The following is a 12,137-nucleotide window of genomic DNA, read 5'->3' as shown; positions in this document are numbered from 1 at the left end:
ACGTTGAACCACGCCACCGGCCGGACCCGCCACCAGGACCGTGTCTGGTCGGTGGCCGAGCACCTCGACGACGTCCTGGCGAAGATCGCCCCGCTGGACCCGATCGAGCTGCAGCTCCTCGAAGCCCAGGGCTGCGTCCTGGTCGAGGACATCACGGTCCCCGTCGCCCTGCCGCCCTTCGACAACAGCTCCATGGACGGCTACGCGGTCCGCGCCGCCGATGTGGCGGGCGCCACGGAAGAGGCGCCGGTCACCCTCACCGTCCTCGGCGATGTCGCGGCGGGCACCGGCGCACTGCCGGAGATCGGCCCCGGCCAGGCCGCCCGCATCATGACCGGCGCCCCGCTGCCGCCCGGCGCCGAGGCCGTCGTCCCCGTCGAATGGACCGACGGCGGCACGGGCGAGGGGCCGGCCGCCACGATGCGCGCCCACAGCGCCGCCCCCCAGGACGCCGCGGGTGAGGTCCGCGTCCACCGCCCGGCCGCCGCCGGCGCCCATATCCGCACCCGCGGCAGCGACGCCGCCGAAGGCGAGCCGGCCCTGCGGGCGGGCACGGTCCTCGGTCCTTCCCAGATCGGCCTGCTCGCCGCCATCGGCCGCGGCACGGTCAAGGTCTGCCCCCGCCCCCGCGTGGTGGTGCTGTCGACCGGCAGCGAACTGGTCCAGCCCGGCGAGGCGTTGGGACCCGGGCAGATCCACGACTCCAACAGCTTCCAGCTCACCGCCGCCGCCCGCGCCGCCGGTGCCATTCCCTACCGCGTCGGCGCCGTCGCCGACGACGCCGACACCCTCCGCTCCACCCTGGAGGACCAGCTCATCCGGGCCGACCTCCTGGTCACCAGCGGCGGCGTCAGCGTCGGCGCGTACGACGTGGTCAAGGAGACCCTGACCGCCCTGTCCGCCGACGAAGGCACGGTCGAGTTCCGCACCCTCGCCATGCAGCCGGGCAAGCCCCAGGGCTTCGGCCTCATCGGCCCCGACCGCACTCCGCTCCTCGCGCTGCCCGGCAACCCCGTCAGCTCGTACGTCTCCTTCGAGCTGTTCGTCCGGCCCGCCATCCGGGCCCTGATGGGGCTGCCCGAGGTGCACCGCCCGGTCACGACCGCCCGGTGCGCCGACGCCGTCGCCTCCTCGCCCCAGGGGAAGCGCCAGTTCCTGCGCGGTGCGTACGACCCCGACGCCGGCACGGTCACCCCCGTCGGCGGCGCCGGCTCCCACCTGATCAAGGCCATGGCGCACGCCAACGCGCTGATCATCGTCCCCGAGGACACCACCGAGGTCGCCGCGGGCTCGGACGTGGACATCGTCCTGATCGGATAGCCCGCTGCCGCCGGGGGTACGGTGTCGTCCCACAGGCGGCAGTTTGGGTACCGGGAGAACGATGAGCAGCGGCCAGCACCACCTCACCCATCTCGACGCGGCGGGCGCGGCGCGGATGGTCGACGTCTCCGCGAAGGACGTCACCGCCCGCACCGCCGCCGCCCGCGGCCGCGTCCTGGTCTCCGCGCAGGTCATCGAGCTGCTGCGGAGCGAGGGCATGCCCAAGGGCGACGCCCTGGCCACCGCCCGGATCGCCGGCATCATGGGCGCCAAGCGCACCCCCGAGCTGATCCCGCTGTGTCACCCGCTGGCCGTCTCCGGCGTCACGGTGGACCTCTCCCTCACCGACGACGCCGTCGAGATCACGGCCACCGTCAAGACCACCGACCGCACGGGCGTCGAGATGGAGGCCCTGACCGCCGTCTCGGTCGCCGCGCTCACCGTCGTCGACATGGTCAAGGCCGTCGACAAGGCAGCGGTGATCTCCGACATCCGTGTGGAGGAGAAGACCGGCGGCAAGTCCGGCGACTGGAGCCGGTCATGACAGCCGCACGCGCCCTGGTCGTCACCGCCTCCAACCGCGCCGCGGCCGGCATCTACCCCGACAAGGGCGGCCCGCTGCTCGCCGAGGGCCTGGCCGCCATGGGCTTCGAGGTCGACGGCCCGCAGGTGGTGCCCGACGGCGAACCGGTGGAAGCCGCCCTGCGCGGTGCCGTCGCCTCCGCCCGCTACGCCGTCGTCCTCACCACCGGCGGCACGGGCCTGTCGCCCACCGACCGCACCCCCGAGGCCACCCGCCAGGTCCTGGACTACGAGATCCCCGGCATCCCCGAGGCGATCCGCGCCGCCGGCCGCACGAAGGTCCCCACCGCCGCGCTCTCCCGGGGACTGGCGGGCGTCGCCGGTACGACCCTGATCGTCAACCTCCCCGGCTCGTCCGGCGGGGTCCGCGACGGCCTCGCCGTCCTCACCGACCTCCTGCCGCACGCCGTCGACCAGATCCGCGGCGGCGACCACCCCAGACCTTCCGGGAGCCCGAGCTGAACGCGCCCTGGCCGGTGATCCTCACGGACGGAGAGGTGACCCTCCGCCCGATAAAGATGCGCGACCAACGGGCCTGGCGCGAGGTCAACCGCCGCAACCGCGACTGGCTGCGCCCCTGGGAGGCGACCGTCCCGCCGCCCCCGCCCGGCCTCGTCCCGCCGCACCGCCCCACGTACCGTCAGATGGTCCGCCACCTCCGCGCCGAGGCGCACGCGGGCCGGATGCTGCCGTTCGTCGTCGAGTACCGCGGCCGGCTCGTTGGCCAGCTGACGGTCGCGGGCATCACCTGGGGCTCCATGTGCTCCGGCCATATCGGCTACTGGGTCGACCGGGAAGTCGCCGGCCGCGGGGTCATCCCGACCGCCGTGGCGCTCGCCGCCGACCACTGTTTCCGGTCCGTGGGACTGCACCGCATCGAGATCTGCATTCGCCCCGAGAACGTCCCCAGTCGCCGGGTGGTCGAAAAGCTCGGCTTCCGTGAAGAGGGCACCCGCCCGCGCTACCTCCACATCGACGGCGCCTGGCGCGACCACCTGGTCTTCGCCCTCACCGCGGAAGAAGTGCCCGAAGGCCTGCTCAGCCGCTGGCGCAGGGCGAAGCCCAGTACTCCCGGCACACCCCACAAATAAAATAAATGTTCGAATCTATTCCCTGATTGACCGGATCGGCGGAGACACTGATCTCTACCATCACAAAAAAGTTCGAGATATCAGCCAGATCGTGCGACACACCGGCCCAATTGGCGGATGGCCCCCTGCAAACCCCTCTACCGTGTGAGTTGTGAGAAGTAGCGGCCTCATCTACGCAGTCATCGTCGGGGCCTGGGCTGCCTATTTGGTGCCGATGTGGCTCCGTAGGCAGGACGAGCTCAACGAGGCCCGTCCGACCGAGCGCTTCAGCACCGCCATCCGGCTGCTGTCCGGACGGGCGGCGATGCAGCGCCGTTACGACAAGGCGCACGGGGAGCACCCCGCCGACGATGCGGGCGATGACGTGGACCCGGACGCCCCGGCCGGCGAGGCCGCCGCCCGGGCCTTCGGCGACCCCGCCGCGGCGGACCCGGCCGAGGCTCCCCACACCCGGGTGCAGGCCGCCCCGCCGCGCCCCTCCGCCGCCGAGCGGACCAAGCGCGCCAAGGTCCTCGCCCGCCGCCGGCGCACCACCACCATCCTCTTCCTCACCTTCACCGCGGGCGCCATCGTCGCCGCGGTCGGCGGCCTCCCCTTCCTCTGGGCCCCCGCCCTGCCCGCCCTCCTGCTGACCGCGTACATCATTTACCTGCGCGCCCAGGAGCGGCGGCGCTTCACCTTCACCATGGACCGGCGCAAGGCGGAGGCCGCGGCCCAGCGCCTGCGGGAAGGACGCCGGGCCCGCCCTCAGCAGGCGGCCGACCAGCCGCCCGCCGCCGACCACCCGGCCGACGTCCGCGCTGACACCCCGCCCGACGCGACTCCGGAACCGCCCCGCCCCGCGACCCCCGCCCACACCGCGGGCCGCCGCGCCCTGGTCGAGGAGACCGACCACGCCGAGTGGGTCGACCAGCAGCGCGAACGCGAGCGCCCGCGCCCCGCCGCCGGCAGCTGGGAGCCGGTCCCGGTCCCCCTCCCCACCTACGTCACCGCGCCGGTCGCCCCCCGCGCCACCAGCCACGTCGACTTGGACGCCGAGGATGCCTGGAGCTCCGCCCGTTCCAGCGCCGCCCCCGACCACCCCCAGGCCGACACCCCCACCCAGGACCGCCCCACCCACCCCGGCCGCCGCACCCGCGGCCGCACCCCCCTCTTCGACCAGTACGAGAACGAGGACCGCCCGCGCGCGGCGAACGAGTGACGGCCCTCCGCTGACCAGCACCGCAAGCGATTTCCGAGCACCGCGACCGAGATGCTAGAGTTTCACTCGTCGCAAGGGCCTGTGGCGCAGCTGGTAGCGCACCTCGTTCGCAACGAGGGGGTCAGGGGTTCGAATCCCCTCAGGTCCACAGCGCGTCAAAGCCCCCACCGGGATGATCCGGTGGGGGCTTTTTCCTGTCGTGCAACAGTGAAGGACGGGAGCTGCGCGGGGTCAGCGGATGGCCGAAGATTCTTGCCCCCCGCTTCCGCAGTGCCTTTCGGGTCGGCTTTGGGGGCACCTGCGTGTGGATCTTCATGGTTATCGCGATCTTGGTGCACCGGAGCAGCTGCAGGGCGGCGACCCGGGGGCGCACGTCGGGCTGCGAGGGGCGGCGATCGTGAAGCCGGCACGACGACCGAAGGTGCCGTGGCCGGGGCTGGGGACGCACCGGAGCCTCTGTACGCGCACGGTCACCAACCTCCCTCTGTCAACGGGCCGTTGCCATTGTCAGGCGGAATCTGGATTCGGGGGAGGGCACAGGAGAGTGTCGTCCACGACGTCCGTCGATCCGGGGGAACTGCGCGCCGCCGCTCATGCGGAGGACTCGATTTCCGAAGACATGACGGACAAGAAGCGCAAGGCGATCAGCGCCACCAAGGACGCTGCGGCCTCCCTGCGGGGCTGGTCGTTGTCGCAAGCCCTGCAGGCCACTGCCGACAGCCGGAAGCCGTCTCTGGACGGTATGCGCAGCCGTGCCGAAACCGGCAGCAGCAGTTCTGACCTGGCGTCACGGTGTCAGGGTTGCTCGCCTAGGGCGACACGCCCTAGTTCCGGCCGGGGATCAGCGCGGACTCCGTGTTGTCGCCGCCCCAGCTGTCCGGGGTGTGCCACCGGACGTGGACGTCGAAGACTTCGCGGACGGTTTCGGCCGACCAGTCCTCCGCGGGCGGTTCGGAGAGGACGAGATAGAGGCTGTCGGCCGGAGTGGGCAGAGTGTGGTTGATCTCCAGGAGACGGGTTGCTCCCGAGCGGAGGTCTTCGTACGTGGAGCGGCCGGCGCCCAGCACCTCGTAGACGAACAAGCCGCTGTCCGTGACGCAGCTGACGTCGACGAGGGGGGATTCGGCCGGCTGGAGGTCTGCCCACAGCAGGGCCGACTTCAGTGCGAGGCGCACCGCCTCGTGTTTCCTGCAGGTGCGGTCGGCGGCGGCCGAGGCCTCCAGTGCGCGCAGGAATCCCTCCTTCGTGGTCACGGCCGGTGCGGTGGGAACGTCTGCGTCGGTGGGCACGGGGGCGGATTCCTTCTGGTCGGGCTGAGGCGCGGGGGCGACGGGGATGACGGGGGCAGCGGGGGCGCTTTCGGAGTCCGGGCCGGTGTCGGGCTCGGTGGCGAGGCGGGTCCGGAGCGTTTTCCGGGCTTCGGTCAGGGCCTGGGTCCAGCCGGAGTGCGTGAGGTCGTGCCGCAGCCGGCCGGTGTCCAGGGTGCGGTCCTTGAGCGCGCGGTGGGCGCCCGCCATGAGGTCGCGCAGCACGCCCAGACGGTGTCGGTCCGGGGAGCCGAGCACCCGCCGTACGTCCACCCAGTCCGCCTGTTCGCGGCGGAGGACGCGGTGGGCCATGCCCTGCAGATCGGACAGCCGGCTGCGGGCGTCCTGGGGGACGCTTCCGTCGCCGGTCAGCAGCTCGTCGAGCACGTCGAGTGCCGCCGCGTAGCGTTCCGCCATCGTGGGGGAGAGGGGCTTGCGGCCGCGCTGGTCGGTGGTGAGCACGCTCTGGTTGGTCTCGTTGGCGAAGACCCAGCAGTCCAGTTTCTCGCCTCGCCGCGGGGGAGCGGAGCCGTGCCGGACGGTCAGGACCAGCGGGCGGTCGGTCTCGGGGGCCAGTGCTTTGACCTTGTAGCGGCCGCCCGGCCCGGGGCCGATGACCCGTACGCGGATGTCGGTCCCGATCTGGGGGACGGCGACTTGTGCGGTGCCGGATGCGGCTTCGACGGCTTCGACGGCCTCGGCGGCCTCGGCAGTTTCGGGGGCTTCGGCGGCTTCGGGGGCTTCGGCGGCTTCGGTGGCGGGTGGTTCGGTGGGTTCGAAGGGGACGTCGGTGTCCGTGTCGAGGGTGCCGGCGGGGTGCGTCAGGAGGTCCGGGAGGGCGGAGGTGTGGAGCACCGTCAGGCTCTGGGTGCTGCGGGTGAGGGCGATGTAGAGCTGGCGGGGGCCGGCCGGGCCGCGGTCGGCGATGGTGGCGGGCTCGACGACCAGGACGTGGTCGTACTCCATGCCCTTGGTCTGTGCGGCGGCCAGGACGGAGACGGTCTCGCGGCCTTGTCCGGTGAGGCCGGCGCGCTCGTCGAGATGGCGGCTGATCTCGTCGAGCCAGCCCGAGTCGTCGGGGACGATGACGGCCACGGAACGCGGGGTGTTCCCGTCGCTGGTGCCCACCAGGCGGGTGACCTGGGCGGCGGTGTCGTCCAGGAGCTTCCACGGTTCGGTCGCCAGGGTCCGTACGGCGTCGTCGCCCGCCTCGCGTACGGCCTGCGGGTAGGGCAGGGCCGGGGCGACCGCACGGGCGAGGGGCGCCACGAACTCCATGATCTCCGCGGGCACGCGGTAGCTGGTGGTCAGCTCGGCGACGCGCCAGTCCCCGTGGTCGGACAGCAGCGTGCCGAGGCGGTCCCAACTGGTGTGGGTGTGGGGGCCGGTGGCCTGGGCGAGGTCGCCGAGGACCGTCATGGAGCCGCCCGCCGCACAACGGCGGCGCAGTGCGCGGGCCTGCATCGGGGTGAGGTCCTGCGCCTCGTCGACGACGATGTGTCCGTAGCGCCTCGGGACCTCCCCGGAGATGAGGAACCGGAGTTCTTCGAGGCAGACATGGTCGTCGAGGGTCCACGGGTCGGCATCGGCGGTGGCGGCCCGGGGGCGGTGCAGGACCGCCTGGTCGTCCTCGTCGAGGAGTCCGGCGGCGCAGGTGGCGAGGAGGTCGGCCGAGTCGTAGAGCGTGCGCAGGGCCTCCCTGGCGCCCGGCGAGGGCCAGATGCGGTCCACGAGCCGTTCGACCCGGCGGTTGCGTTCCAGGTCGCGGCGGATCGTACCGCCCTGTCCGCGGCGCGGGGCGATGGCGGCGAGCTCCTGCAGCAGGCGGTCGACGAAGAGGCTGCGGAAGCGTTCGCGGCGTTCCCGGTAGGCGCCGTCGCCGCCCCGCGCCTCGTCGAGGAGGGCGAGGACTTCGCTCCGCGGGACGCGCAGGGTCGTGCTGCCGGCGGTGACGACGACGGCGGGCTCGTCGCCCTCGAAGGAGGGGGCGGTGGTGAGGTCGTCGAGGACTTCGGGCCGGCAGTCGTTCTCGACCCGGCGCCGCAGGACGGCCGCCATGCGCTCGTCCGACTTCACCAGCCGCGCCCGCGGGGTGTCGGTGCCCAGGATCTCGCCGTCCCACAGGCGGGTCAGCTGGACGGCGTTGACGTTTCGCGTCCCGAGGGTGGGCAGGACCTGTCCGACGTAATCGAGGAACCGCTGGTGGGGGCCGATGACGAGGATGTCCTGGGCCTTGAAGTGCTCGTTGTTGACGAGCCAGGTCACGCGGTGCAGACCGACCGCGGACTTGCCGGTGCCCGGACCGCCCTGCACCACGAGGATGTCGGAGGGGGAGCCCGTGACCAGGTCCATCTGGTCCCGGCGGATGGTTTCGACGATGTCCCGCATACGGCCACTGCGGGACCGCTGGAGCTCTTGCAGCAGGAAGTCGTCCGGCTGGAGCGTCTTGTGGCGCCGGCGGCGGGCGGCATCGCCGGGTGTACGGGACGGTGGGCGCTCCTTCCCCGGCGCCGCGACGGGGGTCCCGGGCGTGGCCGCCGGCGGGGAGTCGTCCGCGGCCGGCCGCGGCGCCGGGACGGGCGCGGGTGAGGTGGGCGCGATGGGTAATACGGGGGCTGCGGGGGCCGCCCTGGCGATCTCGTCGAAGTAGCCCTTGACCACCCGCTGCACACAGCGCAGCTGCCGTCGCAGGCTCACCTCGCCGGGCGCCTCGGGCCGCGCCTCCAGCCACTTCTTCGCCAGCGGGCTGGTCCACAGCAGGACCACCGGTTCGTTCACGGCGTCGCGCACGCCTCGTCGCCCGATGTACCAGGGGCGGTCCTCGCCGCCCGGCTCCTCCGGTGCGTCGACGCGGGAGAAGACCAGCGACTCGTCGCCGAGCCCGTCGTATGCCTCGGCCCGCGCCTCCGCCTCGATCCGGTTGGCGATGCTGTCCTTGCCGCTCGCCGATGCCGTGGCGGCCGACGTCCCGCTCATCTGGGCCAGCCGCGCGCGGTAGCAGTCGTAGGCGTGGTCCACCGCCTTCTGCTCGACGGCGATGACCTCGTCGCGTGTGGTGGCGCTCATGTGCTTCCTCCCTGCGGCGTCCACGAGATGCCGCTACGGGCCTGCGCCCGTACCCCGTTCACATAACTATCAGAGAAGGGATGGTGACGAATGGTCATCACATCAGTTCCTCCGGCCGGCCCTGCCGGAGGGGCAGTGGGAGGGGTCAGCCGGAGGGGCAGCCGCGGAGGAAGGCCAGGACGGAGGCGGTCTGGCCGAGGAGCGCGTGTCCGGCCTCGGGCAGCAGGTTCACGGTCGCGTGCGGGGCGCAACGGCGCATGCGCCGGGCGGTCTCGGCGGAGTCGAACAGGGCGTCGCGGGCGCCGGCCGTCACCAGTACCGGCATGGTCAGGCGGCGCAACGTGCTGTCGGGGAACACGGGAAGCCGCTCCGTGCGCGGCGTGAAGTGCTGGAAGGTCAGCATCACGTGGTCGAGAAGGTGCCGGGTCCGCGGCGTGTCCAGGCCGGTCGCGGCCCGCGCCGACCGGAGCGCTCCCCAGCGTCCGAACGGGCGCAGGAGCAGGAACGTGAACACCACGCCCATCTTCTGCCTCCCCACGCCGCCGGGGCACAGCAGGCCCAGGCGGGTCACCCGCTCCGGCCGGCGGGTGGCGTAGTCCAGCGCCAGCCAGCCGCCGAGTGACATCCCGACGATCGCGGTGTCCGTGATGCCGAGCCCCTTCAGTACGTCGTCCAGCCACCGCGCGGGGGCGTCGGAGGCGAGGGGCGGGCGGGACGGTGCGCTCCTGCCGGGCTCGCCGATGACATCGACGGCGTAGGTACGGAAATGCCGGGACCAGGCGGCGATGTCGTCCTGCCACACCGTCGCGTTCGCCCCGCTGCCGTGCAACAGCAGAAGGGGCGGGGCGTCCTCGGGGCCGGAGGCGATGACGAAGGTCTCGCCCTCACGGGTCGGTAACCGGAGGTGCTCGGCGGCGACCGGCCAGGCCTGCAGCGCCTCCTGATAGCGCCGCTGGATCTCGTTCGCGCCGGCCTCGGACCGGTAAATCGTGCTCATGACGAGAGCACCCCCTCCACGTAGTCGAGCAGCCGGGCGGTGGCTCCCAGGCCGCCCAGCACGATGATCTTCATCCGGGCCCGCTCCCGGTCGTAGGCCGTTTCGATCCGCAGCGGCTCGTCCCCGCGCCGGCCGTTGGTCGCCGAGCCCACCAGGAGGATGGTCAGGCGGTCGGCCGTCTCGGCGCTGACCCCGTCGATCTCCACGATGCTCGACACCTCGGCATGCCGCTGCCGCCCGTCGGTGTCGCCCGGGGGCGCCGGCACCGGACGGCCGGTGAACGCTTCCAGGTCCTGGTGCGCGATCCGGTACTGCTTGCCGATCCGGACCGCGGGGAGCCGTCCGTCCCGTACGTAGCCGCGGATGGTGCGTACGTGCAGGCCGAGGCGTTCGGCGACTTGCTCCACGGAGTAGAAGTGCTCGCTCATGAAAGTACCTTAACGTTCCCTGTTAGGCGATGAAATAGGGAAGGTTAGGGAAGTTTGAGGAGTGCCGGGGAGTGGGGAGGCGTGGGCAGGGTCAGCGGGTGAAGGACCGTGAGGTGAGGCGGACGCCGTGTCTGGCGAGGTAGGTGAGGGGGTTGATGTCCGAGCCGTAGCGGCGGTTCTTGCGGACCTCCAGGTGGAGGTGGGGGCCGGTGACGCGGCCGGTGGCGCCGCTGTAGCCGAGGCGGGTGCGGGCGCGGACCTTCTGGCCGGGGCGGACGGTGATGCGCGAGAGGTGGCCGAAGAGGATGTAGCGGCCGTCGTTCATCCGGATCGTCACGGCCTTGCCGTAGGCGCCCGATCTCCTGGCGAGGACGACGGTGCCCGAACCCACGGAGCTGACCCGGGTCCCGGAGCGGACGGCGAGGTCGATGCCGGTGTGGTGGCCGGCGCGCCAGTGGCCGCGGGCGCCGTAGGGCGAGCTGATGCGGTAGTGCGCGGTCGTGGGGTGGGTCCACTTGCCGGAGTGGGTGCCGGCGGCGGTGGGCGCGGCGGCGTGGGCCACCTGGGAGGCCGTCAGCGTGAGGAGACCGCCCATGGCCGCCGTGGCTATGGCATGCAGCAGCATTCTGCGGAGCGGGGGGCGGATGCGGAATGGGGTCATGTGGCGAGCCCACGCCTTGTGGCGGATGGTCGCATCCCGGGGCGGGCCGCCGGGCCGCCGAACGGGTGGAGGTTGGCCGGGCGGGTGAGCCTCGTTGGGCCGGGCGGCCGGATGGGGAGGCGCGGCGGTGCGGGGGCGGGCGGGGCGCCTCAAGCGCCCAGGCGTTCGACCGCCTTGAGGACCTGGCCCGCACCGTCCTCGGCGGCGAGGCGGTGGGCGGCCTCGGTGGCGCGGTGGCGGCGGTCGGGGGTGGCGGTGGCCTGGGTGAGGGCGTGCGCCAGACGGTCGACGGCGTGGTCGGTGGACAGGTCGGCGAAGGGGATCGGGGCGGTGGCCGCGCCCAGCCAGGCCAGGCGGGCGGCCCAGAAAGGCTGGTCGGCGGTGACCGGGACCGGGACGGTGGGGACGCCTGCGCGCAGTCCCGCCGCGGTGGTTCCGGCGCCGCAGTGGTGGACCACGGCGGCCGTCCGGGGGAAGAGGAGGGCGTGCGGGACGTCGCCGATGGTGAGCAGGTCGTCGTGCCCGGGGGTGTGCCGGGTGGTCAGCCCGGCCCATCCGGACTGGAGGATGCCGCGGAGCTTGGCGCGGCGCAGGGCGGCTGCCGCGAGGGCGCTCAGGCGTGCACCGTCGCCGCTCGCCATGCTGCCGAAGCCGATGAAGACCGGGGGCGGGCCCGCGGCGAGGAAGTCCTCGACGACGGGCGGGAGTTGGGCCTCCGGTGCGTGCCAGGGCCACCAGTTGCCGACCACGTCCAGGCCGGTACGCCAGTCCGCGGGGCGGGGCACCAGGACCTCGCTGAAGCCGTGCAGGACCGGCCGGCCGGCGGCTTCGGCGCGGCGGCGGGCCGCGCGGGCGGTGGCGGGCGGCAGGCCGAGGCGGGCGCGGAGGTCGCGGATCGCGGCCGCGTAGAGGCGGTCGATGACGCGGAGCGACAGGCGGCCGGCGGCGCGGTTGCCCAGGCGCCCCAGTGAGCGTCCGCCGCTGACGACCGGGGCGAAGTCGCCGGTGGGCGCGCCGGGTACGAGGGGCAGGTCCAGGTACGGGATGTTCATCGCCTCGGCGAGAGGGTGGCCGAGTGGCGCGGTGGTGGCGGAGAGCAGGAGGAGGCCGGTGTCCGGGCGGGCGGCGTCGGCGATTCCGCCGCCCAGTTCCTCGATGAAGGCGGCGGCCCGGCGCATGAGGGCGCGGTTGCCGGCGGGGCCGGCGGGCTGTGCTTGTCCGGCGGCGTCGGGGCGGCGGGTGCGGGGGTCGGCCGGCAGGCGGCGGAACTCCAGGCCGGCGGCCCGTACCAGGCCGGCGTAGGTGTCGTGCGTGGCGAGGGTGACCTCGTGGCCGGCCGCGCGGAGCCGGGCGCCCACGCCGGTGTACGGGGCGACGTCGCCGTACGATCCGGCGGCGGTGATCAGGATGTTCGTCATGGGGGCCGGCCTTCTTGGGCAGGGAGGGAGTCAGGGAGGACGGGGCCGCGGCACGGTGGGGGCAGG

At 73.2% G+C, this 12,137-nt stretch carries 10 protein-coding genes and 1 tRNA gene; 6 read left to right on the top strand and 5 right to left on the bottom strand.

Features of this window, described 5'->3' with window-relative positions; all coding sequences use genetic code 11:
- Positions 1 to 3 precede the first annotated feature (3 nt).
- The 6 genes from glp to CFW40_RS13995 all read left to right on the top strand — a co-directional run bounded on the left by glp (position 4) and on the right by CFW40_RS13995 (position 4,342).
- On the top strand, positions 4 to 1,320 hold the full coding sequence (glp, locus tag CFW40_RS14020) for a gephyrin-like molybdotransferase Glp (protein WP_088798214.1): 1,317 nt from the start codon (positions 4 to 6) through the stop codon (positions 1,318 to 1,320).
- Between the two features lie 61 nt (positions 1,321 to 1,381).
- A complete protein-coding gene (moaC, locus tag CFW40_RS14015; protein WP_088798212.1) occupies positions 1,382 to 1,864 on the top strand; it encodes a cyclic pyranopterin monophosphate synthase MoaC in 483 nt (160 codons plus the stop codon).
- Positions 1,861 to 2,364: a molybdenum cofactor biosynthesis protein B gene (locus tag CFW40_RS14010; RefSeq protein ID WP_088798211.1), complete on the top strand. Its 504-nt coding sequence runs from the start codon at positions 1,861 to 1,863 to the stop codon at positions 2,362 to 2,364. Before moaC ends, CFW40_RS14010 begins: the two co-directional genes overlap by 4 nt.
- 14 nt (positions 2,365 to 2,378) lie before the next feature.
- Positions 2,379 to 2,993, top strand: coding sequence for a GNAT family N-acetyltransferase (locus CFW40_RS14005; RefSeq protein ID WP_088798209.1), 615 nt, complete (start codon positions 2,379 to 2,381; stop codon positions 2,991 to 2,993).
- A 151-nt stretch (positions 2,994 to 3,144) separates the two neighbouring features.
- Entirely contained in the window at positions 3,145 to 4,194 is a 1,050-nt protein-coding gene (glpR, locus tag CFW40_RS14000; protein ID WP_088798207.1) for a gephyrin-like molybdotransferase receptor GlpR, read from the top strand.
- A gap of 75 nt (positions 4,195 to 4,269) precedes the next feature.
- Positions 4,270 to 4,342: transfer RNA gene (locus CFW40_RS13995), tRNA-Ala, on the top strand.
- 676 nt (positions 4,343 to 5,018) lie between these two features.
- Here CFW40_RS13995 and CFW40_RS13990 read toward each other — a convergent pair.
- From CFW40_RS13990 to CFW40_RS13970, 5 genes are all read right to left on the bottom strand, one after another.
- The gene (locus CFW40_RS13990; RefSeq protein WP_088798206.1) at positions 5,019 to 8,567 is read right to left on the bottom strand and encodes an AAA family ATPase; all 3,549 of its coding nucleotides are present in this window, start codon (positions 8,565 to 8,567) and stop codon (positions 5,019 to 5,021) included.
- 145 nt (positions 8,568 to 8,712) lie between these two features.
- Positions 8,713 to 9,564 (bottom strand): alpha/beta fold hydrolase, encoded by an 852-nt coding sequence (locus tag CFW40_RS13985; protein ID WP_088798205.1) that lies wholly within the window; start codon positions 9,562 to 9,564, stop codon positions 8,713 to 8,715.
- Positions 9,561 to 9,992 carry a helix-turn-helix domain-containing protein gene (locus tag CFW40_RS13980; protein ID WP_088798203.1) on the bottom strand — a complete coding sequence of 144 codons (432 nt, stop codon included), beginning with the start codon at positions 9,990 to 9,992 and terminating at the stop codon, positions 9,561 to 9,563. Before CFW40_RS13980 ends, CFW40_RS13985 begins: the two co-directional genes overlap by 4 nt.
- Positions 9,993 to 10,083: 91 nt before the next feature.
- On the bottom strand, positions 10,084 to 10,653 hold the full coding sequence (locus CFW40_RS13975) for a M23 family metallopeptidase (RefSeq protein WP_088798201.1): 570 nt from the start codon (positions 10,651 to 10,653) through the stop codon (positions 10,084 to 10,086).
- A 149-nt stretch (positions 10,654 to 10,802) separates the two neighbouring features.
- Positions 10,803 to 12,071 (bottom strand): glycosyltransferase, encoded by a 1,269-nt coding sequence (locus CFW40_RS13970; protein WP_088798199.1) that lies wholly within the window; start codon positions 12,069 to 12,071, stop codon positions 10,803 to 10,805.
- Positions 12,072 to 12,137 lie beyond the last annotated feature (66 nt).

The organism is Streptomyces sp. 2114.4, from assembly GCF_900187385.1.
Classification (GTDB): domain Bacteria; phylum Actinomycetota; class Actinomycetes; order Streptomycetales; family Streptomycetaceae; genus Streptomyces; species Streptomyces mooreae.
The sequence above is the reverse complement of the archived record's forward strand: the minus strand, read 5'-3'. Positions and strand labels throughout refer to the sequence as shown.

Excerpts from the sequence above, each read along its gene's own strand:
- CFW40_RS13990 (WP_088798206.1), bottom strand. The coding sequence starts at position 8,567 with ATGAGCGCCACCACACGCGACGAGGTCATCGCCGTCGAGCAGAAGGCG.
- CFW40_RS13985 (WP_088798205.1), bottom strand. The coding sequence starts at position 9,564 with ATGAGCACGATTTACCGGTCCGAGGCCGGCGCGAACGAGATCCAGCGG.
- moaC (WP_088798212.1), top strand. The coding sequence starts at position 1,382 with ATGAGCAGCGGCCAGCACCACCTCACCCATCTCGACGCGGCGGGCGCG.
- CFW40_RS13975 (WP_088798201.1), bottom strand. The coding sequence starts at position 10,653 with ATGACCCCATTCCGCATCCGCCCCCCGCTCCGCAGAATGCTGCTGCAT.
- CFW40_RS13980 (WP_088798203.1), bottom strand. The coding sequence starts at position 9,992 with ATGAGCGAGCACTTCTACTCCGTGGAGCAAGTCGCCGAACGCCTCGGC.
- CFW40_RS14010 (WP_088798211.1), top strand. The coding sequence starts at position 1,861 with ATGACAGCCGCACGCGCCCTGGTCGTCACCGCCTCCAACCGCGCCGCG.
- CFW40_RS13970 (WP_088798199.1), bottom strand. The coding sequence starts at position 12,071 with ATGACGAACATCCTGATCACCGCCGCCGGATCGTACGGCGACGTCGCC.